Source organism: Halomonas binhaiensis, from assembly GCF_008329985.2.
Classification (GTDB): Bacteria; Pseudomonadota; Gammaproteobacteria; order Pseudomonadales; family Halomonadaceae; genus Halomonas; species Halomonas binhaiensis.
In genome coordinates this window covers 2,580,880-2,603,198 of record NZ_CP038437.2, presented here as the reverse complement: position 1 = coordinate 2,603,198, position 22,319 = coordinate 2,580,880, and the positions used below count along the sequence as shown (strand labels likewise).

Below are 22,319 nucleotides of genomic sequence, written 5' to 3'. Positions count from 1 at the left end.
ACCAACATAACGATCTAACATAACAACGAGAGAGAGGTGATCATGAAAGCGACATTGAAGCGAAGCGTCTGGATGACTGCTGCGGTCATGCTGGCGTCCACCTCCGTGGAGGCGCAGGAGGATAAACAGGCCCTCATTGAGCGCTTGGCCGATGAAGTGTTCCAGAACTCCACATTGACCCGGGAAGAAAAGATTGCCGAGCTGGAATGGTTTGCCAAGGCGGCTGAACCATTCCGTGGCATGCAGATAAATACCGTGGCGGAGGGACTGACAACCCATACATGGGAGCGGGATGTGCTGGTGCCGGCGTTCAATGAACTCACCGGAATCGAAGTCACTCATAACATCATCGGTGAAGGTGATGTGGTCCAGAACATGCAGACGCAGATGCAGTCCGGACGCAATATCTACGATGCCTATGTCAATGATTCGGACTCCATCGGTACGCATATTCGCTATGGCACGACCATCAATCTCACCGAGGCCATGGAAAATGAATGGAAGGACCTGACGCTGCCGACGCTGGACCTGGAGGATTTCATTGGCATCCAGTACACCACTGGGCCGGATGGCAATATCTATCAGCTACCGGACCAGCAGTTTGCCAATCTCTACTGGTTCCGCTACGACTGGTTCCAGCGAGAAGATCTACAGAAACAGTTCCATGATATCTACGGTTACGACCTGGGTGTACCGACCAACTGGACGGCCTACCAGGACATCGCCGAGTTCTTCTCCAAGCATGTTGGCGAGATCGATGGCCACAAGGTCTATGGGCATATGGATTATGGCCGCCGCGACCCCTCCCTGGGCTGGCGCTTCCATGACTCCTGGCTATCCATGGCGGGGATGGGCAGCCCTGGTGTGCCTTTCGGTAACCCGGTGGACGACTGGGGGATTCGTGTCGATGAAGAGAGCCATCCGGTTGGGGCCAGTGTCAGCCGAGGTGGCGCTACCAACTCTCCGGCCTCTGTATTCGCGGTGACCAAGATGGTCGAGTGGTTGCGCGACTTTGCGCCTCCTGAAGCACAAGGCATGACCTTTGGTGAGGCAGGTCCGGTACCGGCGCAGGGCAATATCGCCCAGCAGATCTTCTGGTACACCGCCTTTACCGCGGATATGGTCAGCCCGGATGTCGCGGTGACGGATGATGAGGGTAATCCCAAGTGGCGGATGGCACCGTCACCGGTAGGGCCGTACTGGGAAGACGGCATGAAGGTAGGCTATCAGGATGTGGGGGCCTGGACCTTCTTTGACTCCACACCAGAGGACCGCCGCAGTGCGGCTTGGCTATTTGCCCAGTTCACGGTGTCCAAGACCGTCTCTCTCGAGAAACTGATGGCCGGTCTGACGCCGATTCGGCGCTCCGACATCTTCTCAGACCAGATGACCGAAATGGCACCGAAGCTGGGTGGTTTTGTCGAGTTCTATCGCAGTCCCAACGAGTCGAAGTGGACGCCCACGGGGACCAATGTGCCGGATTATCCACGCATGGCACCGCTGTGGTGGGAGAACCTGGCTCCGGCAGTGAGCGGTGATATCAGCGCTCAGGAGGCGCTGGACAATCTGGCTGGCGATCTGGACAACATCATGGCGCGCCTGGCTCGTGCCAAGATCTTCAGCACCTATGAACCCGTGCTCAATGACGAAGTGGATCCAGAGGAGTGGTTGTCCAGGCCAGGTGCTCCAAAAGCCAAGCTGGGTGATGAAATGCCGCAGGGCACAACGGTACCTTACGATGAGATGATGGAAGAGTGGATGTCGGCTGGCACCAAGGAGTGAAGCCGGTGCGAGAGCGAAGCCGAGAGTGGTTGAAAAACGTGGGAGAAGAATAGAAAGAGTAGGAGGCGTAAAAGAGCAAGAGAAGGCAATGCCCCCTGATGAGTTTTTATCATCGGGGGGCTTTGTTTGCGATCGCGTGACTTTGAAGGTTTGAGGTCGAAGGCTTGAGGCCGCGTGAGCTTGAAATGATGCGATCAGTAATAAGTCAACGGACGAAATTGGTAACATGGCGACCATTTTCAGCCGATGCCTACCCGGAGCCCCTGATGACCGACCCTTCCTTGTCTCCCTCGAACTCAGAAGAGCGCATGGTGATGACTTCACTGCCTCGCACCATGATCACTGGAGCCCAGATGCTGTTCGTGGCTTTCGGGGCCCTGGTGCTGGTGCCGCTGCTGACAGGGCTGGACCCGAATGTGGCCTTGTTCACTGCGGGCATCGGTACCTTGGTATTCCATGCCACTACGCGCATGTCGGTACCGGTCTTTCTTGCTTCATCCTTCGCCTTTATTGCTCCGATCCAGGGATCGGTAGCCAGTTTCGGAGTATCGGCGACCCTTGGGGGCATGATCGCGGCTGGCCTGGTCTATGTGGCTATCTCACAAGCTGTGCGTCTCAAGGGCACGGCCTGGCTGCATCGTCTGCTGCCCCCGGTCGTGGTAGGTCCGGTGATCATGGTGATCGGCCTCGCGCTGGCGCCGGTAGCCGTGAGCATGGCCAGCGGGGAAACCAGTGATGGCATTGGCTATGGTCAAGCCATGGTGCTTTCCATGTCCAGCCTGCTGGTCACGTTGATCCTGGCGGTCTTCGGTCGTGGACTGTTGCGCCTGGTGCCTATCCTCGGCGGGATTGTGACGGGATATGTGCTGGCTCTGATGATGGGAGTCGTCGATTTTACCCCGGTGCGTGAGGCCTCCTGGCTATCCATGCCGTCTTTCACGGCTCCCAGTTTTCACTGGGCTGCCATTCTGTTCATGATTCCTGTAGCCATTGCTCCAGCCGTGGAACACATTGGTGACATGGTGGCGATTGGCTCAGTGACGGGAAAGAACTACCTGGAAAAGCCTGGCCTGCACCGCACCTTGCTGGGAGATGGACTGGCCACCATGACCGCCGGACTGTTCGGTGGTCCTCCCAACACGACCTATTCGGAAGTGACGGGCGCCGTTACCCTGACCAGAGCCTTTGATCCACGCATCATGATAGCGGCGGCGTTCACGGCCATTATCCTGGCCTTTGTCGGCAAGTTGGGTGCGATTCTGCAGACCATTCCTGGTCCAGTGATGGGAGGCATCATGACCCTGCTGTTTGGCTCCATTGCGGTGGTTGGCATGAATACCCTGGTACGTGCGGGCAAGCCGCTGACGGCTCCGCGCAACTTGGTGATTGTGTCTCTTGTGCTGGTATTCGGCATCGGTGGCATGCAATTCGGTGGCGGGCAGTTCACTCTGCAGGGCGTCAGCCTGGCGGCTCTGGTCGGTATCGTTCTGAACCTGGTGCTGCCGAAGGCGGAGCAGTCCTGACGTTCGTATCGATGCATCCTGTGGCCTGAACGAGTCGCAGGGCCCCAGTCATATGAAAACGCCCTCGCACTCACCAAGGAGTCGAGGGCGTTTTGCTGGAGACTGCTGACAAACTACTGCGCTCGGCCATGCGGCGTGAGCCGGAGCGAAGCGGAGTCAACAGCCAAAGGCTGGCCCGAAGGGCGAGCGAAGCGAGTCAAACCGTCTCAAAATGCTCATTTACACCTTGTAAACTGCGCTTTTTCGGCGGATTTTGCCTTGCCTGACCATCGCTCGTGACCTTTGTCAGCAGCCCCTTCGGTTGCTTGATGACACAGATCAAGCGTGATGCAATTCCTGTCCTCCATCCGAGAACGTTGGTGGCGTGTTGGCGCTGATCAGGATGCACTCTTCGTCACCGATATTGCGAAACCGATGAGGCAGGCGCGAGTCGAAATAATAGGCGTCTCCCGGCCCCAGCAGAGAAACTTCTCCATTGACGGTGATTTCGATCTGGCCTGTGACAACGACACCGCCTTCTTCTCCATCGTGTTCGAGCATGTCTTCGCCGGTATCGGAACCTGGAGGGTAGCGCTCATGCAAGATGGACATGCGGCGATCTGGCCGCCGCGCGGCGACGAGTTTCCAGATCAGTTGACCGTCGCCGATGTCGGTGAGCTCTGCAGCACGATAGAAAGGGCTGGGATGATTAGGCTCGTCACCAGCGAAGAAAGCGCTGATGGAGATAGGCAGAGCGTCAAGAATCTTTTTCAGAGAACTGACGGATGGGCTGACGTTATTCAGCTCGATCAGAGAGATGGTGCTATTGGTGACTCCCGCCCGCTTGGCGAGTTCGCGTTGAGAAAGCTGTCGTTCCTGGCGGAGTTGGCGCAGACGAGCGCCGACATTAAAGCCGTCTTCCATAGGATTGTCCACCACGGCCTAGCCGTACTGTATTCAGATAATTTCTGTAGCGTTGTGCAATATGGTGCACAAATGATACTCCCTTGTGGCCTAGTGCGACACCACCGGCATGGCGGGTGGCGTCCCTGTAAGGCATGATGACAGTTATGAAACAGCACACTTCGGTTTGAGGTAACTTCAGTTTGATGTAACGGGTAACTTGGGTGTGAGGTAGCAGGCAACTTGTTTTGAGGTAATGACAGTGGCAGAAATCGCGCTGCACGCTTTGACCGGCGTGGTCCTGGCTGGAGGGCAGGGCCGGCGCATGGGAGGCATTGACAAGGGGCTGGTGGACTTCGCTGGCGCTCCGTTGGTCACCCATGCTGTGGGCTGTTTAAGGCCTCATGTGTCGGAAGTATTGATCAATGCCAACCGGCATCTCGAACGCTACGCACAACTGTCGGATCGCGTGGTGTCAGACCGGATGCTGGAAAATGGCCAGGAAAGTTATCAAGGGCCGCTGATGGGGATCTACAGTGGCTTGTGTGCAGCAACCACCGAGTGGGTCGTGTTCGTTCCCTGTGACAGCCCGGCATTGCCGAAAGGCCTGGTGCCTCGCATGGTTGCCGGGCTTGCACAGAAAGTGACGGATGGTGAGAAAGTCGATATCGCATACGCCTTCGACGGTGAAAGAATGCATCCCGTGGTAGCTATCATTCGGCGTGAGTTACGTCACGACCTGCGTCGGGCGCTGGAGCAGGGCGATCGCAAGATTCTGCGCTGGTATGAACAGCATGCCTGGTGCCAGGTCGATATGTCCGACTGTCCTGCTGCCTTTGCCAACCTGAATACGGAAGAGGAGCGCTTGGCACTGGAGGCCGCTGTCACAGGAGCTCAGCCATGACTGCAGTGCAATCCCATGAGCTGGAATTTTGTCCTGAGGTCGCCATTCTGGGCATTGCAGCATGGAGTGGTACGGGAAAGACCACGTTGCTGGAAAGCTTGCTGCCAAGGCTCAGGGCATCGGGGTTGCGTGTTGCCGTGATCAAGCATGCTCATCACCGCTTCGATGTCGATCAGCCAGGCAAGGACAGCCATCGCCTGCGTCAGGCTGGCGCCATGCCAATGCTGGTCGCTTCTTCACGACGTTATGCCTTGATGATGGAAACGCCAGAGGCCGAGGAAGCCGACCTGGCCATGTTGATCCGCATGGTCATGCCCACTGCGCCTGACCTGATTCTGGTGGAAGGATTCAAGGACTGGCCGTTGCCCAAGCTTGAGCTTTATCGTCCTGCTCTTGGCCAGCCCCTGCTTGCCTCGCAGGATTCATGGGTCAGGGCGATTGCCAGTGATGCCACTATTACCGAGCCGGATGGTGTGGCGGAACTGGATCTCAATGATCACGACGCCATTGCGGCCTGGATTCGTCATTGGGTCATTGCCTGGCCTGATACATGCTCCACGTTGGCGAGCCAATGCCGTATCGCTGGTCAAGAAGAGCCCTCAGCCGGCCAAAGAGAGCCTTTAGCCGGCCAAAGAGAGCCTTCAGCTGGTCAAAGAGAGTCCTCAGCCGGCCAAGAAGAGCCTTCAGCTGTTCCAAAAGAGCCCTCAGCCGGCCAAGAGGAACCTTCATGACCACGTTGTCCTGTTTTGAGCTCGGCGAAAGGATGCTCAGTGTCAGTGAGGCACGGGCATCATTGCTCACATTGGTATCCGCGCCGTTGGCGTCGGAGAAGGTTGTCCTGGCGCATGCCCATGGACGTGTGCTGGCGGAAGCGGTGATAGCCGCTTTCGATGTTCCTGGCCATACCAATGCTGCGATGGACGGCATCGCTCTGAACTGGCCCTGTGCCGAGGAAGGCGCAGGAGAATCTCTTGCTGAATGGCGATTGGTGGGCCAGGCCTTGGCTGGTCAACCGTGGCAAGGGCGCCTGGGGCCGGGAGAATGTATCTCCATCACCACGGGAGCGCCGCTGCCTGAAGGCGCCAATACTGTCATCATGCAAGAACAGGTCACCATCAATGGTGACCGAGTGAATATTGATGCGGCAGATCGGGTGAAAGGTGGCCAGCATGTGCGCATGGCGGGAGAGGATATCGCCAGAGGGCAAGTGGCTCTGGAGGCAGGCTCGCGTATTGATGCTGCGGCATTGGGGTTTCTTGCTTCAGTGGGACAAGCGAATGTCACTGTGTGGCGTCGTCCGAGAGTCGCGGTGTTTTCTACCGGCGATGAGGTCACTGCACCAGGTGATGGCCGAGACGCAGCAGCTATCTATGATGCCAATCGTTATTCATTGATTGGCTTGCTGCAGGAGCATGGTGTCGAGGTCATGGATCTCGGCATTGTCCGAGATGATTACAATGCCCTTGTCGCACGGCTGGTCCAGGCTGCCGAGGTCGCGGATCTCGTGATTTCCAGTGGTGGGGTATCGGTTGGGCAGGCTGACTATACCAAGGCGGCAGTGGAGTCCATGGGCCGTCTGACACTATGGCGTATTGCCTTGCGCCCAGGGCGTCCCATGGCGTGTGGTACCCTGGGGGAGCAGCAAGTGCCGTTTCTCGGCCTGCCGGGCAATCCGGTGGCCTGTATGGTGACTTTCCTGTGCTTTGTCGCCCCCCTGTTGAGAGTGATGCAGGGCGTCTCCCAGGCCCCACTACGCCAACGGGCGGTAGCGGATGGCCGCTTCAACAGCCGCCTTGGCCGCACCGATTTCTGTCGTGGCAGGCTGAGCTGCGATGAAGATGGACGCTTGCATGTCATACCTACTGGGGCACAAGGATCCGGCATCCTGTCATCGATGGTGGTAGCCGACTGCCTGGTTGAGGTGGGTGATGACATGGAGAGTGCCAACCCTGGTGAAATTGTCACTATCCACCCACTGTTTCGTTTTCCTTGAATCTCATTTTTCTTGAATTTATTAGTGAGAGCCGTGACATGCTGACTCATCTGAATGAACGTGGCGAGGCCCATATGGTTGATGTGGGCGACAAGGCTGAAACGCGTCGAGAGGCCACGGCGAGTGGAGCAGTTTTCATGGCGCCTGCAACCCTGGACTTGTTGGTGGAGGGACGTCTGCCAAAGGGAGATGTGCTGGCGACAGCTCGTATTGCTGGCATTCAGGCCGCTAAACGCACTCATGAACTGATTCCCCTGTGTCATGCCCTGTCCTTGAGCAAGGTGACGGTCGATTTTGATATCGATCGTGAGTCTGGCTGTGTAAGGGTCCGCGCATTGTGCCGCCTGAATGGACGCACGGGCGTCGAGATGGAAGCCCTGACGGCTGTATCGGTGGCCTGCTTGACGCTGTATGACATGTGCAAGGCAGTCGACAAGGATATGGAAATAGGAGCGGTGCACCTGGAGACCAAGACCGGGGGCAAGTCGGGTGACTATTGCCGCAATATCGCGCTGGGTCACTCGGCGGATCAGAATCAAGTGACTGATCAGGGGGGAGTGACAGCAGCGGAAGCGCCAATGCCAGAGAATAGATCGAATACGACCGAGAGTGTTGTGAAGACGACCAGTGCTGTCGTGCATGTGCGCTGCCTGGCTGAGCTGCGCGAACGACTTGGTGTCGAGGAAACATCTGTCACTTTCGCCAGCCTGCCCAGTGCGGACGTGGCCGGACTGAAGGCACAGCTCGGCAGAATGGATAAGCGTTTTCAGTATCTAAATGATGCACAGGTGTTGTGCGCAGTGAATCATGTCATGGCGGGGGATTCTTCGGCTATCACGGAAGGTGACGAAGTGGCTTTTTTCCCGCCTGTGACAGGGGGATAAGCCAATGCTGGCGAACAACAATAAATCCATGCTTCGAAGTCAGGTCCGTGTTCAGGAGGAAGCTTTTGATCCGGGGGCTGAGCAGCAGTTATTGCTTGCGGGGCGTAGTGATATAGGGGCGGTGGTCTCTTTTACAGGGTTGGTACGGGATTTCAATGAGCGGCCTGAAGTAACGGCGCTGACTCTGGAGCATTATCCCGGCATGACAGAGGTGGCTCTGGCACAGATTATCGATGAAGCCCGGGAACGCTGGCCGATCGATGCAGTGAGCATCATTCATCGAGTTGGACGCCTGGCCCCTGGAGATCCTATCGTATTGGTAGTGGTTGCCAGTGCACATCGCCGGGCGGCATTCGAAGCCTGCGAATTTCTGATGGATTATCTCAAGACCCGTGCTCCGCTGTGGAAGAAGGAACATACTGCCAGTGGAGATTACTGGGTATCGGAGCGCGAGCAGGATCATCACGACGCTCAGCGCTGGGAGAGAGAGTCACCATGACACAAACGTTGATCGATGACTTTGGCCGTAGGGTGTCTTATGTCCGCCTTTCGGTGACCGACCGCTGTGACTTCCGCTGTGTCTATTGCATGAGCGAGGAGATGACGTTTCTGCCCCGTGCCCAGGTGTTGACGCTGGAAGAAATTTCCCTGGTTGCCGAGGCCTTCACTGAACTTGGTGTAGAAAAGATTCGCTTGACCGGTGGTGAACCCCTGGTGAGACGCAACATTGATAATCTGGTGTCGACCATTGGAGCATTACCGGGCTTGAAGGACTTTGCCATGACCACCAATGGGGCGGGATTGCGTCGTCATGCCGAATCGTTGCGTCAAGGAGGCCTCAAGCGTCTCAATGTGAGCCTGGACTCCCTTGATCCCGAGCGCTTCCGTCGCCTGACTCGTACGGGGGACTTGAGCAAGGTGATTGATGGTATTCATGCAGCCCAGGATGCCGGCTTCGAGCGCATCAAGCTCAATGCCGTGGTTCTCAAGGGACGCAATGATGATGAAGTGTTGGATCTAGTGGAATTCTCCCGTCAGCAAGGTCTCGATATCAGTTTTATAGAGGAAATGCCTCTGGGTGATGTGTCAGATCATTCTCGTGCCGAGACTTATTGTTCAAGCGACGATGTCATGGCGTTGATCGAGAAGCGTCATGTACTGACTCCCACGGCGGAAACCACCCCAGGCCCATCACGCTACTACCGCATGGTCGATAGCGATATCAGAGTAGGGTTCATCTCTCCTCATAGCCATAACTTCTGTTCCAGCTGTAACCGTGTCAGGGTCACTGTGGAAGGGCGTCTGTTGTTATGCCTGGGGAATGAACACTCGGTGGACTTGAGGGCAGTGTTGCGCCGTTATCCAGGAGACAAGGAGCGCCTCAAGCAGTCCATCATTGAGGCAATGCACCTTAAACCGGAAAAACACCATTTCACTACTGATGGCGATATTCAGGTCGTGCGCTTCATGAATATGACTGGAGGATAGTGCGGTTGCCCGGGCGAGAGTGTGCAGCAAATAACGTAGTTGATGACCGTTGAAGACATGGTAGTACGTTGGAGAGACTGCTACTTTGCAATTAAAGAGGGTGCCAGCGCGGCACCTTTTTTATATGTCTTGTGTGGACAAAATTACTAGAATTTCTTGCCAAGACTTGGGTAGAGCATATACTTTTCACAGGTGCTTAAAGGTGTCAGCCTTTATTTTTCAAGGCATGGAGGAATATATGTCCAGCGAATCTCTCGAGCGCATTGCTCGGAACAAGAATGTTGCTCGCGCTGCTGCTCGTCAGCTGAGCATGGAACAGCTGCAGAAACTTCTTGAAGTTATCGAAGAAGTTATCGAATCGAAGAAAGATGAAGACCGTGTACGCCAGGAAGAAGAAGTGCAAAAGGCGCGCAAGCTGGCTGAGATTCGTGAGCAGATCAGTGAAGCGGGTCTGTCACTTGAGGATCTGGTTGCCGAGCAGCCCAAGCGTAAGCGTGGTCGTCCGCCGAAGAATCCCAAGTAATCATTACTAGCATCGAGTAAGCGTTACTAGCGTGAGGACAAGGCTCGATTGCCTGTCGTCCTTCCGCCAAAATATGCCGGCCCGGGCTTCATGCCTGAAGTCGGCATATTTTTTAGCATCAAAACCATGCTGGCATGTTTGGCTTGTCTATTCAGGACAAGCTATCGGCAAGTGTTTCGGCTTCGGTGGCCATCAGTTGCAAGTGTACTTCGGGCAAGCGGTGAAGGTGTGTATGCAGCCATTGCTGCAGGCGTGGATATAACACCTGGCGCAAAGTCAGAAGGGTATCGCAGGATATGCTGCACAGTTGTTCATCCAGCCAGTCGCTGAAACTGTCCTCGTCCATGGCACTGCATTGGCTGCTGTCGATCATCAGGCGCCCTATGCGAGTCCAGCCCGTATCGCTGGCAATCAGGGTGATGGCCAGGCTAAGGGCTCCATGGCGGGCCTGGCTGGGCTTGCGGACAGGCGACAGCTGGTTTTGAGTGACGATGCGCGCTGACTGGGAATGCTGTGACACCCGTTGAAGGCCGTTGTGATCAAAACGGATCAAGTCGCCGTTGATGGGCCGTAAGGGGGACTTGATCCCGAGACGTTCAGCCAACGCCATATGTGCTTGCTGATGGGGTTGTTCGCCGTGTACAGGCAGCAGATGCTGGGGTTTCAGCCAAGCGTAGAGCTGCTCCAGTTCTTCTTGTGCTGGGTGGCCCGATGCATGCAGCTGGGGATGGCTGAACTCATCCATGATGGCGACCTGGTAACGCCCCAGTGCACGCTTGAGGCGTTCAATCAGGTGTTCATTACCAGGAATGGCCTTGGCCGAGAAGATGACGCTGTCACCTGCGGTCAGTTCGAAATGAGGATGCCGTCCTTGAGAAAGTCGGGCCAGGGCTGCACGTGGTTCTCCCTGGCTGCCGGTCGCAATGACCAGTACTTCTTCTGCAGGGAGATAGCCCAGGTCTGACACCGGTACCAGCGGGGGAAAATCATCCAGGTATCCCAATCGGCGTGCATGTCCCACCAGGCGTTCCATGGAGCGTCCGAGCAAGCTGACGCGGCGCCCACAGCGGGCCGCAGCGCGCCCAATGGAGAGTACGCGTGCCAGGTTGCTGGCGAAACAGCTGACGACCACACGTCCGGTACATTCGGCAATGGCACTCTGCAGGGCGCGGGCGACTTCGCCTTCGCTGCGGGAATGTCCAGGAAGATGGGCATTGGTGGAATCAGCGACGACCAGGTGCAATGGAGATACTGCCTTGAACAGCTCGGTATCGATGGGGCTCCCGATGACGGGATCAGGATCCAGTTTCCAGTCACCGGTGTGCAATATCCGATAATCTCCTGCCTGGATCAGCAGGGCGCAGCTTTCCGGAATCGAGTGGGGAAGCGGTAGATACCGCAGCGACAGGTTGCCAATGTCGCGAGCATCACCTGGGTCGATGACCTCGATAGCCTGGTCTGTCAGGCCTCGTTCAGCGAATTTATCGCGCAACATGGCAGCAACAAGCGGTGTTGCCAGTACGGGGCAGCGCCATTGTGGCCATAGCCAAGCGACAGCGCCAATATGGTCCTCATGACCATGAGTGATGACGATGGCCTGAGGCTGGATACCAAGCTCGTTCGGTGTTGCCAGGTCGGGTATCTGAAGAGGACTGCCTGGGAGATCCTGGCGAATCATCATGCCGCAATCGACAGCGATCCATGTGTCCTGGTAGCCGTAAAGACTCAGATTCATGCCGATTTCACCACAGCCTCCTAATGGCAGGAATTGCACGGGAGGGCGGCGGCGAGGGCGGATCTGAACGAGTGGTGTTGGCATTGGAGCAACTGACTGGTCGGAATGACCTTCACTATACGGGAAGGCTTGATGCTGACTCAATGCCGGACATCACTCCCTTATGCTTATGTTGTGATGATTGTTGTGTCTGGCAGACAACGCCTGAGGATGTCGTGGGCCAGTGCACCTATCCGTAATGCAGGCCCGCCAACACGAAAGCATCCCACGTGCCGAGAGCGATGTAGTCCGCTACAATGCGCAACTCCCTGGCTATTTGCCCAGAATTTTTGTCCTGATTTGTGAGAATGTCGTGATGTCCCATTTTTACCGCCTGGTGGTGTCCTGTCCCGATCGTTTAGGCATCGTTGCCCGCGTATCGAACTTCATCGCCGGTCACGGGGGCTCAATCACTGAAGCCAGCCAGCATTCTGACCTGGAGGCAGGGCGCTTCTTCATGCGCTATGAAATCCTGGCTGATTCCATCGGCATGTCCCTGGAAGAATTGCGTGATGCGTTTGCTCCAGTCGCGAGGGAATTCGACATGCAATGGGCATTGCGTGATACCCGCGACAAGCGACGCGTGGTGCTGATGGTGTCCCGGGAATCACACTGCCTGGTAGATCTGCTGTATCGCTGGACGGCGGGTGAGCTGGATTGCGATATTGCCGCGGTGATCTCCAACCATGATGACATGCGCGGTATGGTCGAATGGCATGGTATTCCTTATCACCACGTGCCAGTCGCGGCAGACAACAAGCCTGAGGCTTTTGCCCGTGTCGAGCAACTGGTCGAAGAGTTAAATGCCGACAGTATCGTGCTGGCGCGCTACATGCAGATTCTGCCGCCTAACCTGTGTCAACGTTATGCAGGCAGGGTAATCAATATCCACCATAGCTTTCTGCCGTCCTTTGCAGGGGCCAAGCCGTACCATCAGGCCCATGACCGAGGCGTGAAGCTGATTGGTGCAACCTGCCACTATGTGACGGAAGAGCTGGACGCGGGGCCGATCATCGAGCAGGACATTCACCGTGTCAGCCACTGCCATACACCTTCGGATCTGGTGCGCTTCGGTCGCGATGTAGAGAAGACAGTACTGGCACGAGGGCTGCGCTGGCATCTGGAGGACAGAGTGCTGATTCATGGCAACAAGACGGTTGTCTTTGCATGAATCGTTGATGCTGGATGTGAACAGCGGCGGGGCATTGTTGCCCCGCCGCTTTTTTATAGTGCCTTTTTATAGTGCTGGTGGGCATGTGCCCGCCGGTTTCAGCGACGCTGTACAGAGGGCCGGGGGTCGGGGTCTGCATGCACCGGACAGTCAGGATTGAAGTGCAAGCCCCGGGACTCCCGACGTGCCCGCGCACTGGCCACGGTCAAGCGCGCCAGTCGCAGGGCGTGTTGGTAGCTCAGGAGCTCTGCATCTGCTGCAGCACTTGGCAGGATGGCATCCATTTCCGCTTCTAGCTGAGCAAGTGCCTGATCGGCTTTGAACAGTCCTTCATCACTGCGCACGATGGCAACCCAGGCACTCATTTCATTGCGCATGGTGTCGCGCCAGTGCCGGATGCGCTGTTCGTCGACCGGCTGGCTGCCCCAGCGGGGAGCAATAATAGGGGCATGACTTGCCTGTGAAGGCTGTTCGCGCAAGTGATGGGCCGCCGAGCGGGCGTAGACCAGGCACTCCAGCAATGAGTTGCTGGCCATGCGATTGGCGCCATGAAGGCCTGTATAAGCGACTTCGCCAATGGCATACAGGCCAGGAACTGCGGTAGCGCCATGATGGTCTGTGGCAATGCCGCCACAGCTGTAATGGGCTGCCGGTACGACGGGAATAGGCTGCTGGGCGATGTCCAGGCCACGGTTCATGCAGTGGGCATGTATGGTCGGGAAATGGTGCAGGACAGCGTCCTGTCCCAGATGGCGTACATCCAGCAGCACATGGTCAGAATGAGTGCGCTGCATCTCGGCATCGATGGCGCGGGCAACCACGTCTCGGGGAGCCAGTTCAGCGCGTTCATCAATGGCCGGCATGAAACGTTCGCCATGTACATTGAGCAGCAGGCCGCCTTCTCCTCGCACGGCCTCACTGATCAGGAAGGGAGGACCGTCCGGGTCGTACAGGCAGGTTGGGTGGAATTGCTGGAACTCAAGGTTCTTCAATTCTGCGCCGATGGCGTAAGCCATGGCCATGCCTTCACCACTGGCCGGGCTGGGGCTGGTGGTATGGCGAAACAGACCGCTGGCCCCTCCTGTGGCAAGCACCGTATCCTGTGCCAGCAGTTCCACCAACTGGTTGTCAGTATCGAGGCAGTACGCGCCACGGCAAGCACCATCCTGATCCGTGATCAGTTCCACGGCTGTGAGGTCATCACGCAGGGTGATACCGGGGTGTGCCTTGGCACGTTCGAGCAGTGTGTCTATGACGGCGCGGCCAGTGGCATCATCCGCGTGGATGATACGACGGGTATTGTGTCCGCCCTCCCGAGTCAAGTGATAGGGATATCCAGCGTCCGGGTCAGGATCCGGAGTAAAGGGAACGCCCAGTTCCAGCAGCCAGTTGATGGCATCAGGACCATTTTCCACAGTGAAACGCACTGCGTCGGGGTCGCATAATCCATCACCTGCTACCAGGGTGTCCTGGATGTGGGCCTCGACATCGTCCTGAGGAGACAGTACCGCAGCAATTCCCCCTTGGGCCCAACGGCTGGCACCGAGAGACTGGTCTCCCGGGCGGAGCAGCATGACGGGGCGTTGATCGGCGATTTCCAGGGCCATGGACAGGCCGGCGACACCACCACCGATAATCAGGACGTCAATGGGGGGAGTTGCCATCTTGGTTTCCTTCCTTATTGTCATAGGGCGTTGTCCGCAGCAAACCGCGTCGTTGAGCACGATTGTGCAGGCGTTTACTGGGCAGCCGCTCCAGGCGTCCCAGGCGCTCGGCAGTCGCTATGGCCAAGCGTGCCAGCTCGCGGTTGAGCCATAGATAGCCGCTGGGACTGAACAGCACTCTCTCATCTTTACCGCGGGCACTCATGGCCAGTTCGGCAAAGGGTTGCAGGACAAAAGGCGTGATGCTGAAGTCAATGGACTGGCCGGTGCGCACCTTCAGTGCCAGCGTGCCAAGACCTCGGGCCAGGGTATGCTGCTGTTCGCGAAGCCCCTTCATGGCATTGATGCAGCTGTGGCCTTCTCGTGTCGTCCAGTGGGTTTCCAGCAGCAACTCGATGGTGGATAACATGCGTCGCTGATAGGAGATCAATTCATCCACGTCTGTGCGATTCAGGCGTCCTTCGCGATGAATGGCATCGCTCAGCCCACGTTGCTTGACCAGAAGACGGCTGGTGGACTTGAGCAGATTTCGAGTATCAAGATCGGGGGCTGAAGTTGCTGAGGTATGGGCATGATACAGCTGAGCCATGCCATCCAGACAGTCGGCCAGCATGAAGCGCATCAGATCTGTGGCTTTTTGCGGCAGGAACAACACAGTGGCGGCAATGCCGACCAATGTACCAAGCAGGACATCGGTAGCTCGCCAGAGTGCAACGCTGAAAGCCTGGTTGCCATCCCCGATCACCAGCAGCAAGCTGACGGAGAACATCAGCCCACTATAGGCCTGACGCCCAGGGAACACGACCCAGGTGCAAGCGGCAATGCCCAGCAATGCACCGAGGTAGATACCCCATGGGGGGAGGTGCAGCATGATCAATGCCAGGCCAAGAGTGGCTCCCAGGATAGTGCCGGCCAGGCGCTGGCGCCCCTTGTCCAGCACGCCGCCGATATGGGGTAGGTTGCCCATTACCATGGCGGTGCTGACGAGTGCCCAGCCGCTGTGCTCGAAAGGAAGAACCTGGATGATGGCAAAGGTTATTGCGAGTGCCAAAGAAACCCGCAGGACATGAAACAGGCGTCGATGGCGATGATTGATAAAAGGGTCTCGCAGGCGGCCGAGCAGCATGGCAGGGCACGGGCTCCTAAGTTGTTTAGAACTAGTTTGTTTAGAACCTGGTCGTTTAGACCAGGTTGTCCAGGATCGGATTGTCCAGACCTGGGTCGTCCAGTGCTGGAGTTTTAGCGCTAGGTTTGCCTGGCAGGAATGGACCGGCACGTTGTTGCCACCGTGAGGCGGCGATTCAATATGATGCAGCAAGAGCTGCCGATGAGACGGCTACACTGGATCAATGAGTTGGAATCAACGAACTGGAATCTCGAACCAAAGGCATGAAAGCGCCAAGGGCACACCTCCGCCCGATCAACGCGCGACCATTCTATGTCGGCGGCAGGGGATTCGCCAGCCTGTCTCTTGGCTCTTTGGGGTGCTTTGCTTATCGTCAATTTGTTTCTTCTGTCTGTGCCTTGTATCGACAAAAACAAAAAAGCCCCCATTCGGGGGCGTGAACCAGGGGCGCCTTGTTCGGCTGATGGTTTTTCAGCCGATGGCTGACGGCTCTATTCCAGCCGATGGCTCTTCTCAACTGGTCGCTTCGCGAGCAAATTGCAGTTGATTGGCCGTTGCAGCGACGTTGCTTTCGTGAGTCTGCTGTGTGGCGTCAAGTTTGGCGCGAGCGGCAGACATGGCGGCGCTGCTGCCTTGTTCCACCAGGTTGCTGGTGCTGTCCAGAGGCGCTGTGGCCTGTGACTGCTCTGTGGACAGTGGCTCACTCAATTGCATGGAACGGGCTGTTGCCTGGCCAGCTTGGGCAATGGCAGGGAGTGTGGCGATCAAGAGCGCGGGAATGATCAATTTGATTTTCATGATGATACTCCTATCAGGGAAGGAAATAATCTTTCTCTCCTAGTAGTAAGCATTCTAATAAATCAAATATATGAATAAAAGAGACTATTTTTCCCTGTTTTGTTCGTAAAAATCGAATAATTGGAGCATTGCCCGGACAAGGAGGCCAGACCTGTCTACGGAGAGTTGCCTGACTGGCGATGTCGGCCATGGCCGACAAGGCTGGCAACTGCAAACAGGATAGCGGCCAGGCTGACAATCGTTGGGCCAGTAGGGGTGTCGAGCCAATAAGCTGCTTGCAATCCACCTGTAGTGGAGACTGCTCCTATGGCTGCGGCGAGCAGAGCCATGGCTTCTGGTGTGCGACTGAACGGACGAGCAGCCGCAGCGGGAATGATCAGCAGGGCGACGATCAGCAATACCCCGACGACTTTCAATGCCACGGCAACGACCATGGCGAGTGACAGCGTCAATATGAGCTGTTCACGTCGAGGATCAACACCACAGGCATGGGCGAGATCGCTATTGAGTGTTGCGACAAGGAGATTCGACCAACGCCAACTGATCAATCCCAGGACCAGGATGGCACCTCCCCAGATGATAGCGAGATCGCTCAGTCCAACAGCAAGGATGTCGCCAAAGAGGTAGGCCATCAGGTCGATGCGAACTCCCGATACAAAGGACACTGCCACCAGGCCGAAGGCGAGAGCGGAATGAGCCATGACACCAAGCAAGGTATCCATGGCGTAGCCCTTGTTGCTCAGGATAGAGACGAGTGTGGCCATGGTCAGGGCAATGACCAGCACGCCAGCAAAGATTGAGGTTGAAAGCACCAGTGACAGGGCGACACCGAGAATGGCGGCATGGGCAGTGGCATCGCCGAAGTAAGCCATGCGTCGCCATACCACGAAGCAACCCAGTGGCGCTGCCGCAAGCGCAACGCCGATTCCGGCCAGGAAGGCGCGAACCAGAAAGTCATCGAGTATCACGAGGGAAATTCCATTGGGCTTGGGGAGTGATGGTGTCGATACAGGGCGAGAGCGTCATGAGTGTCATGGCCAAACATGGCCAGGTACGCTGGCGAGCTGGATACCCGCTCGGGAGTTCCTTCACAGCAGATGGCGCGATTCAGGCAGATGACTCGATCTGAAGTCCGCATCACGACGTGCAGCTCATGGCTGACCATCAGTACGCCACAACCAAGCTCGCAGCGAACGGCTTCGAGCTGGCGATAGAAAGCGGCGATACCTGGTTGGTCGAGTCCTTGGGTTGCTTCGTCGAGGATCAACAGGTCGGGCGATTCCAGCAAGGCGCGTGCCAGCAGAATGCGTTGTAGTTGCCCTCCCGAAAGCTCATTCATCTGGTGCTGGCCAAGCCCTGCGACTCCAGCCTGCTCGAGTGCCAGCTCAATCTGTGAGCGGCTCCGCTGGAAGGGCAGCCTCATGAAGCGAGATACGGTCATTGGGAGCGTGGCATCGAGATGTAGATGCTGGGGAACGTAGCCAATGGTCAGTCCCGAGGCTTTGATGATATGGCCTCGGGTCGGTTGCAGAGAGCCAATGATGCTCTTCAGCAGCGTGGTCTTGCCTGACCCATTTGGGCCAACGATGGTAACGATTTCACCTCGTTCGAGCGTCAGTTGGATGTCTTCCAGGATGTGTTGACCACGGAGCAAGATGTCCAGGTGTTCAATCTTCAGCAATGTCATGACGCTGTCCGGAGAAGTCAGTAGGGAATCGATGCTGAGTACAAGGCATCTTGTGCTTGACATGAACAGAGATGTTATAACATAACCATAATGGCTTCAATTCACTCATAACCGATCAGGAGCAATCATGACATTACGTGCCCGCCATGCAGCGATGGGACTATTGGTAGTACCTGTCGTTTCTGCTGCCGAGGTGCCATCCGTGGCAGTGGACATCCCGCCAGTCTACTCCCTTGTCGATACCGTCATGGGAGAGTTGGGGACGCCCGATCTGCTGGTACAGCCCGGGGCTTCGCCGCATGGATACTCCATGCGACCATCAGAGGCGGCGGCTCTTGACCGTGCTGATGTTGTCTTCTGGATTGGTAAAGACCTGACGCCTTGGCTGGCGCATTCTCTGGAAAATCTGGCCGGAGATGCCGACAAAGTGGAGCTGATGGACGTACCGGGTACACAGAAGCTGGAGTTTCGTCAGGGAGCCACGTTTGAGGCTCATGATCACGGCGATCATGGTCATGCCGACCACGACCACGACCACGACCACGACCACGACCACGACCACGACCACGACCACGACCACGACCACGACCACGACCACGAGGCGGCTCATGGGCACGACCATCATGGTCACGATCCTCATGGCTGGCTTGATCCAGTGAACGCCCAGGTGTGGCTTGATGCGATTGCTGACTCACTGTCTGAAGCGGACCCGGAAAATGCCGCTACCTACCGGGAGAATGCGAACCTGGGGAAAGCCGAGTTAAGCACACTGACAGAGGAGTTGGAGGAGCGATTTGCCAATCGGCCTGAACCTCGCTTCATTGTCTTCCATGACGCCTATCAATATTTCGAGAACCGCTTTGGTATCTCGGCAGCCGGCGCGATTTCGCTGGGAGATGCCTCGCAACCCAGTCCGGCGCGGATAGACGAGCTACGTAAGCGCGTCGACGAGCTGAACGTCGACTGCGTATTCAGCGAACCGCAGTTCAATCCCAAGCTTGTCGAGAGCGTGTTCGGAGGGACAGGAGTCGAGACTTCCAGTGTCATTGATCCGTTGGGAACAGGTATACCTCTTGATAGTCACTTCTATCCGACGCTGCTGCGTCAGTTGGCTGACGAGATAGCCAGCTGTCGAGAGACACATTGAAGCAACAAGGAGCGTTGCAGATACAGAAATGCATGCATGGGCGTTGCGTCTTGAGTATGTGTGCAGGGCAGGGAAACATCGAACAGGAATACTTAGAGCAGGAATACTTAGAGCAGGAATACTTAGAGCAAGAATACTTAGAGCAAGAATACTTAGAGCAAGAATACTTAGAGCAAGAATACATGGGGCGGGCAGGGTGTTATGGGGAGGTGCGCCATCCTTGGCCCACGACAACACCCGAACGTGACGCGACAGCCATCCTGGCGTGAATACCCATCCTGGGTCGATACGTCGCATCACGCAGCCATGATAAACACATGCAGGTAGCAGGGATGTAGGAAATCACCGATTTGACATGTAGGAAAAAACAGGTAGATGAATGTCTTCAATCTGTTGTGCAAGGATCTGGATAGGGCCAGCAGCAAGGCCTCACTCTAACGGCTCACCTGACATGTATTACAGGCTGCCACTGGGCAGCCTTTTTTATACGCACCCTGTTGATCAAGGTCCTCCTTCAGTATGAGAGAAGCCCTAATATGCCAGTGCTATAGTGCGTTACCATGACTTGCCCTGACTCCCTTCGTGGAGCTGGGCCACGGCATGGCTCCCCTCGTACTAGAATAACTAAGAGCTCCTGAGAATGAGCTCCTATGTGAGGACCCGGTCATGCCCACATCTCCATATTTGAACGCAGGTTACCAGGCGCACTGCCAGACGTGCAGTCTTCGCTCTGTCTGTCTGCCACTGGGCTTGGGCGAGCAGGACATCGCTCAATTCGATGGCATCATCCGAAACCGCATTACCCTGAAGAAAGGGGATGTATTGATTCGCCAGAACAGCGCCTTCTCTAGTATCTACGTTGTGCGTTCGGGGAGCCTCAAACAGGTGATCAGCGATAGCCATAGCTGCGGCAAGATCAGCCATTTCTACCTTCCCAGTGAGTTGGTGGGGCTGGATGGAATAGGCAGGGAAGATTACCCAGGGATGGTCATTGCACTTGAAACCTCTTCCGTCTGTGAGCTTCCTTTCAATCGGCTGGATGACCTCATCACATATTTCCCAGCGTTGCGCTCGCAGCTCTACCATGCCATGAGTGACGAACTGGCTGGTGACCATCGCATGCACTGCATGTATACGCAGAAGGATGCCGATCAGCGTCTGGCCAGCTTCTTCCTGGATCTATCGAGACGCTTCAGGTGTCTTGGCTACTCTCCATATCGATTCCGCTTGCCTATGGCTCGTAGCGAAGTAGGCAGTTATCTGGATATGGCCGTAGCGACAGTCAGTCGTGTGCTTAAGCGCTTTCAGCAGCAAAAGATGGTAACGGTCTCTGGTCGTGATATTCATATCCAGGATCTAAATGCCATGAATTGTCTGATCGAAGAAGGCGGCGCTGCCATGCGTCTTGCGACTTTCTCCTTCGGGCAGGTAACGACGGCTCAGATTGGTCGTCGCATCAACTTGATTGACATGCATGGTCAAAAAGAAACCGCATCTGGCCAGAAGAAAGGGCCAATCTTTCGACCCGCAGGGGCTGAGGTAAAAGGTTCAACTGGTCGAAGTGTGTCATATCGCTCTACCAAGCATTTGTTCATGAAGCCCGGCTTATAATCTACTGATCTAGCTCAGGGCTCCACGATATATACTGGCAGGATTAACTGAAATAGCCGCCCAGTGCTTGGATATCATTTCCATTGGGCGGCTTTTTCGTAGCATGAGGTGTGTCGCGCCCACCGGCCTTCACTGACCGCACTCAAGGGCCTGGTGTCCTATCTCCGTAGCAGGAGATCGAGGGAAAAAAAGCTGAGAACTGAACCTGAGAGCAGGCGTTGGGCGCGTATAGCCGATGGTCGCCTGGCAAGGAACTCGCTGACGGAGGATGCTGCCAGGACGATCATGCCGTTGATAGTGACCGCTATGGCAATCTGAACAAGACCAAGCTGGATGAACTGTGTCAGTGTCGAGCCTGCGGTGACGTCGATGAACTGTGGAATCAATGCCGAGTACATCAAGGCGATCTTCGGATTCAGCAGGTTGGTCACCAAACCCATCGCAAATAGACGCTGTGATGAGTGGGGAGCAAGCTTTCTTGCCTCGAACAGGGAGTGTCCGTTGGGGCGTATCATGTTCCAGGCCATATATCCCAGATAGATTGCCCCTGCGATTCGTATGACATCATAAGCGATCGGTACTGCCTCAAATAATGTGGCAAGGCCGAGTGCAGAGGCAAACATGTAGCAGAGGAAGCCGAGAGCGACTCCTGTCAATGAGATCAGTCCTGCAAGTCGACCTTGCGATAGGGTCCGTGATGTCAGATACACCATGTTGGGGCCAGGCGTCAGGACCATCCCTAGAGAGATCAATGCCACACCGAGCAGACTTTCGACGCTTACCATGGCCAGGGGCCTCCGATTAATGGGGCGAGTCCCAGGCAATGCGAGCTGCATTGCCTGTTTTTATCGTAAAGTCGGTCATGATGACCTGCATCAGAATAGGTTACTTGTCAGTACCGATGGTCAGTCGCAACGCTTGAAGACCTCCCAGTTCGAGTTGCACCTCGTCGGAGAATACAGGATGACCCTGGACACGGATATCGAGAGTGGCTTCGGCACCATGGTAAATGACATCGGCCGAGACATTGGCATGGGTGCTCAGGGGGGCTTGCAAGCTGTAGTCGACACCTTTGATCTCCAGCGCGCCAAGCCCAAGGTCGTCGACCTGTTCTTCGATCAGCTGGTGAATGCTCATGCCGTAGTAGAAATACAGTCCGCTGTAGGCGAGCCCGGCGATTACGATAAGAGATAAGAGTTTACCCACGTTACTGCTCCTTGTCTGAAAGGCACCTTATACCATGATGTGAGCGCCGACTCGTGTTCATGATAGAACTCACCTTGGAAAGTCGCTTGCTGAAGCAAAACAGCAGCGCAATGCGCTGCTGTTTTGCCGATCCAAGGCTCGGCTTCTGTCCGCTGT

The 22,319-nt window shown here is 56.1% G+C and carries 21 protein-coding genes; 12 read left to right on the top strand and 9 right to left on the bottom strand.

Features of this window, described 5'->3' with window-relative positions; genetic code table 11:
• Nucleotides 1–42: 42 nt before the first annotated feature.
• Nucleotides 43–1,782 carry an ABC transporter substrate-binding protein gene (locus E4T21_RS11435; protein WP_149285095.1) on the top strand — a complete coding sequence of 580 codons (1,740 nt, stop codon included), beginning with the start codon at nt 43–45 and terminating at the stop codon, nt 1,780–1,782.
• Nucleotides 1,783–2,090: 308 nt separating this feature from the next.
• Nucleotides 2,091–3,305, top strand: coding sequence for a uracil-xanthine permease family protein (locus E4T21_RS11430; protein ID WP_149287169.1), 1,215 nt, complete (start codon nt 2,091–2,093; stop codon nt 3,303–3,305).
• A gap of 318 nt (nt 3,306–3,623) precedes the next feature.
• On the opposite strand, the gene E4T21_RS11425 is transcribed toward E4T21_RS11430, so the two are convergent.
• Nucleotides 3,624–4,208: a cupin domain-containing protein gene (locus E4T21_RS11425; RefSeq protein ID WP_149285094.1), complete on the bottom strand. Its 585-nt coding sequence runs from the start codon at nt 4,206–4,208 to the stop codon at nt 3,624–3,626.
• A 241-nt stretch (nt 4,209–4,449) separates the two neighbouring features.
• Between E4T21_RS11425 and mobA the strand changes: the two genes are divergently transcribed.
• The 7 genes from mobA to E4T21_RS11390 all read left to right on the top strand — a co-directional run bounded on the left by mobA (nt 4,450) and on the right by E4T21_RS11390 (nt 9,979).
• Nucleotides 4,450–5,091, top strand: coding sequence for a molybdenum cofactor guanylyltransferase MobA (gene mobA, locus E4T21_RS11420; RefSeq protein ID WP_420827705.1), 642 nt, complete (start codon nt 4,450–4,452; stop codon nt 5,089–5,091).
• Nucleotides 5,088–5,822, top strand: coding sequence for a molybdopterin-guanine dinucleotide biosynthesis protein B (gene mobB / locus E4T21_RS11415; protein ID WP_149285092.1), 735 nt, complete (start codon nt 5,088–5,090; stop codon nt 5,820–5,822). The genes mobA and mobB overlap by 4 nt, the downstream gene beginning before the upstream one ends.
• Nucleotides 5,819–7,084, top strand: a complete 1,266-nt coding sequence (moeA, locus tag E4T21_RS11410) for a molybdopterin molybdotransferase MoeA (protein ID WP_149285091.1) — start codon at nt 5,819–5,821, stop codon at nt 7,082–7,084. Before mobB ends, moeA begins: the two co-directional genes overlap by 4 nt.
• Before the next feature lie 38 nt (nt 7,085–7,122).
• Nucleotides 7,123–7,968 carry a cyclic pyranopterin monophosphate synthase MoaC gene (gene moaC / locus E4T21_RS11405; protein WP_149285090.1) on the top strand — a complete coding sequence of 282 codons (846 nt, stop codon included), beginning with the start codon at nt 7,123–7,125 and terminating at the stop codon, nt 7,966–7,968.
• Nucleotides 7,969–7,996: 28 nt separating this feature from the next.
• On the top strand, nt 7,997–8,467 hold the full coding sequence (moaE, locus tag E4T21_RS11400; protein WP_149285089.1) for a molybdopterin synthase catalytic subunit MoaE: 471 nt from the start codon (nt 7,997–7,999) through the stop codon (nt 8,465–8,467).
• The gene (gene moaA / locus E4T21_RS11395) at nt 8,464–9,456 is read left to right on the top strand and encodes a GTP 3',8-cyclase MoaA (RefSeq protein ID WP_149285088.1); all 993 of its coding nucleotides are present in this window, start codon (nt 8,464–8,466) and stop codon (nt 9,454–9,456) included. Before moaE ends, moaA begins: the two co-directional genes overlap by 4 nt.
• Before the next feature lie 238 nt (nt 9,457–9,694).
• Nucleotides 9,695–9,979 (top strand): H-NS family histone-like protein, encoded by a 285-nt coding sequence (locus E4T21_RS11390; RefSeq protein ID WP_149285087.1) that lies wholly within the window; start codon nt 9,695–9,697, stop codon nt 9,977–9,979.
• Between the two features lie 151 nt (nt 9,980–10,130).
• On the opposite strand, the gene E4T21_RS11385 is transcribed toward E4T21_RS11390, so the two are convergent.
• Entirely contained in the window at nt 10,131–11,714 is a 1,584-nt protein-coding gene (locus E4T21_RS11385) for a ribonuclease J (RefSeq protein WP_149285086.1), read from the bottom strand.
• A 355-nt stretch (nt 11,715–12,069) separates the two neighbouring features.
• On the opposite strand from E4T21_RS11385, the gene purU reads away from it, so the two are divergent.
• The gene (gene purU, locus E4T21_RS11380; protein ID WP_149285085.1) at nt 12,070–12,924 is read left to right on the top strand and encodes a formyltetrahydrofolate deformylase; all 855 of its coding nucleotides are present in this window, start codon (nt 12,070–12,072) and stop codon (nt 12,922–12,924) included.
• Nucleotides 12,925–13,022: 98 nt separating this feature from the next.
• Here purU and nadB read toward each other — a convergent pair whose 3' ends face one another.
• From nadB to E4T21_RS11355, 5 genes are all read right to left on the bottom strand, one after another.
• A complete protein-coding gene (gene nadB, locus E4T21_RS11375; RefSeq protein WP_149285084.1) occupies nt 13,023–14,588 on the bottom strand; it encodes an L-aspartate oxidase in 1,566 nt (521 codons plus the stop codon).
• Nucleotides 14,569–15,714, bottom strand: a complete 1,146-nt coding sequence (locus tag E4T21_RS11370) for an FUSC family protein (RefSeq protein ID WP_149285083.1) — start codon at nt 15,712–15,714, stop codon at nt 14,569–14,571. Before E4T21_RS11370 ends, nadB begins: the two co-directional genes overlap by 20 nt.
• Before the next feature lie 513 nt (nt 15,715–16,227).
• Complete coding sequence (locus E4T21_RS11365; protein WP_187774978.1) at nt 16,228–16,512, bottom strand: hypothetical protein; 285 nt, start codon at nt 16,510–16,512, stop codon at nt 16,228–16,230.
• Nucleotides 16,513–16,667: 155 nt separating this feature from the next.
• Complete coding sequence (locus tag E4T21_RS11360) at nt 16,668–17,480, bottom strand: iron chelate uptake ABC transporter family permease subunit (RefSeq protein WP_149285081.1); 813 nt, start codon at nt 17,478–17,480, stop codon at nt 16,668–16,670.
• A complete protein-coding gene (locus tag E4T21_RS11355; RefSeq protein ID WP_149285080.1) occupies nt 17,477–18,199 on the bottom strand; it encodes an ATP-binding cassette domain-containing protein in 723 nt (240 codons plus the stop codon). Before E4T21_RS11355 ends, E4T21_RS11360 begins: the two co-directional genes overlap by 4 nt.
• A 127-nt stretch (nt 18,200–18,326) precedes the next feature.
• Between E4T21_RS11355 and E4T21_RS11350 the strand changes: the two genes are divergently transcribed.
• Nucleotides 18,327–19,346, top strand: a complete 1,020-nt coding sequence (locus E4T21_RS11350; protein WP_149285079.1) for a zinc ABC transporter substrate-binding protein — start codon at nt 18,327–18,329, stop codon at nt 19,344–19,346.
• Nucleotides 19,347–20,012: 666 nt separating this feature from the next.
• The gene (locus E4T21_RS11345; RefSeq protein ID WP_149285078.1) at nt 20,013–20,957 is read left to right on the top strand and encodes a helix-turn-helix domain-containing protein; all 945 of its coding nucleotides are present in this window, start codon (nt 20,013–20,015) and stop codon (nt 20,955–20,957) included.
• Nucleotides 20,958–21,115: 158 nt separating this feature from the next.
• Here the strand turns inward: E4T21_RS11345 and E4T21_RS11340 are convergent, their stop codons facing one another.
• Both E4T21_RS11340 and E4T21_RS11335 read right to left on the bottom strand, forming a co-directional pair.
• Nucleotides 21,116–21,742, bottom strand: coding sequence for a LysE family translocator (locus E4T21_RS11340; protein ID WP_149285077.1), 627 nt, complete (start codon nt 21,740–21,742; stop codon nt 21,116–21,118).
• 100 nt (nt 21,743–21,842) lie between these two features.
• Nucleotides 21,843–22,163 carry a hypothetical protein gene (locus E4T21_RS11335; RefSeq protein WP_149285076.1) on the bottom strand — a complete coding sequence of 107 codons (321 nt, stop codon included), beginning with the start codon at nt 22,161–22,163 and terminating at the stop codon, nt 21,843–21,845.
• Between the last annotated feature and the right edge of the window lie 156 nt (nt 22,164–22,319).

What these genes read in the sequence shown, in the direction of transcription:
- E4T21_RS11435 (WP_149285095.1), top strand. Translation starts at nt 43, where the DNA reads ATGAAAGCGACATTGAAGCGAAGCGTCTGGATGACTGCTGCGGTCATG.
- E4T21_RS11430 (WP_149287169.1), top strand. Translation starts at nt 2,091, where the DNA reads ATGGTGATGACTTCACTGCCTCGCACCATGATCACTGGAGCCCAGATG.
- E4T21_RS11425 (WP_149285094.1), bottom strand. Translation starts at nt 4,208, where the DNA reads ATGGAAGACGGCTTTAATGTCGGCGCTCGTCTGCGCCAACTCCGCCAG.
- mobB (WP_149285092.1), top strand. Translation starts at nt 5,088, where the DNA reads ATGACTGCAGTGCAATCCCATGAGCTGGAATTTTGTCCTGAGGTCGCC.
- moeA (WP_149285091.1), top strand. Translation starts at nt 5,819, where the DNA reads ATGACCACGTTGTCCTGTTTTGAGCTCGGCGAAAGGATGCTCAGTGTC.
- moaC (WP_149285090.1), top strand. Translation starts at nt 7,123, where the DNA reads ATGCTGACTCATCTGAATGAACGTGGCGAGGCCCATATGGTTGATGTG.
- moaE (WP_149285089.1), top strand. Translation starts at nt 7,997, where the DNA reads ATGCTTCGAAGTCAGGTCCGTGTTCAGGAGGAAGCTTTTGATCCGGGG.
- moaA (WP_149285088.1), top strand. Translation starts at nt 8,464, where the DNA reads ATGACACAAACGTTGATCGATGACTTTGGCCGTAGGGTGTCTTATGTC.
- E4T21_RS11390 (WP_149285087.1), top strand. Translation starts at nt 9,695, where the DNA reads ATGTCCAGCGAATCTCTCGAGCGCATTGCTCGGAACAAGAATGTTGCT.
- E4T21_RS11385 (WP_149285086.1), bottom strand. Translation starts at nt 11,714, where the DNA reads ATGAATCTGAGTCTTTACGGCTACCAGGACACATGGATCGCTGTCGAT.
- purU (WP_149285085.1), top strand. Translation starts at nt 12,070, where the DNA reads ATGTCCCATTTTTACCGCCTGGTGGTGTCCTGTCCCGATCGTTTAGGC.
- nadB (WP_149285084.1), bottom strand. Translation starts at nt 14,588, where the DNA reads ATGGCAACTCCCCCCATTGACGTCCTGATTATCGGTGGTGGTGTCGCC.
- E4T21_RS11370 (WP_149285083.1), bottom strand. Translation starts at nt 15,714, where the DNA reads ATGCTGCTCGGCCGCCTGCGAGACCCTTTTATCAATCATCGCCATCGA.
- E4T21_RS11365 (WP_187774978.1), bottom strand. Translation starts at nt 16,512, where the DNA reads ATGAAAATCAAATTGATCATTCCCGCGCTCTTGATCGCCACACTCCCT.
- E4T21_RS11355 (WP_149285080.1), bottom strand. Translation starts at nt 18,199, where the DNA reads ATGACATTGCTGAAGATTGAACACCTGGACATCTTGCTCCGTGGTCAA.
- E4T21_RS11350 (WP_149285079.1), top strand. Translation starts at nt 18,327, where the DNA reads ATGACATTACGTGCCCGCCATGCAGCGATGGGACTATTGGTAGTACCT.
- E4T21_RS11345 (WP_149285078.1), top strand. Translation starts at nt 20,013, where the DNA reads ATGCCCACATCTCCATATTTGAACGCAGGTTACCAGGCGCACTGCCAG.
- E4T21_RS11340 (WP_149285077.1), bottom strand. Translation starts at nt 21,742, where the DNA reads ATGGTAAGCGTCGAAAGTCTGCTCGGTGTGGCATTGATCTCTCTAGGG.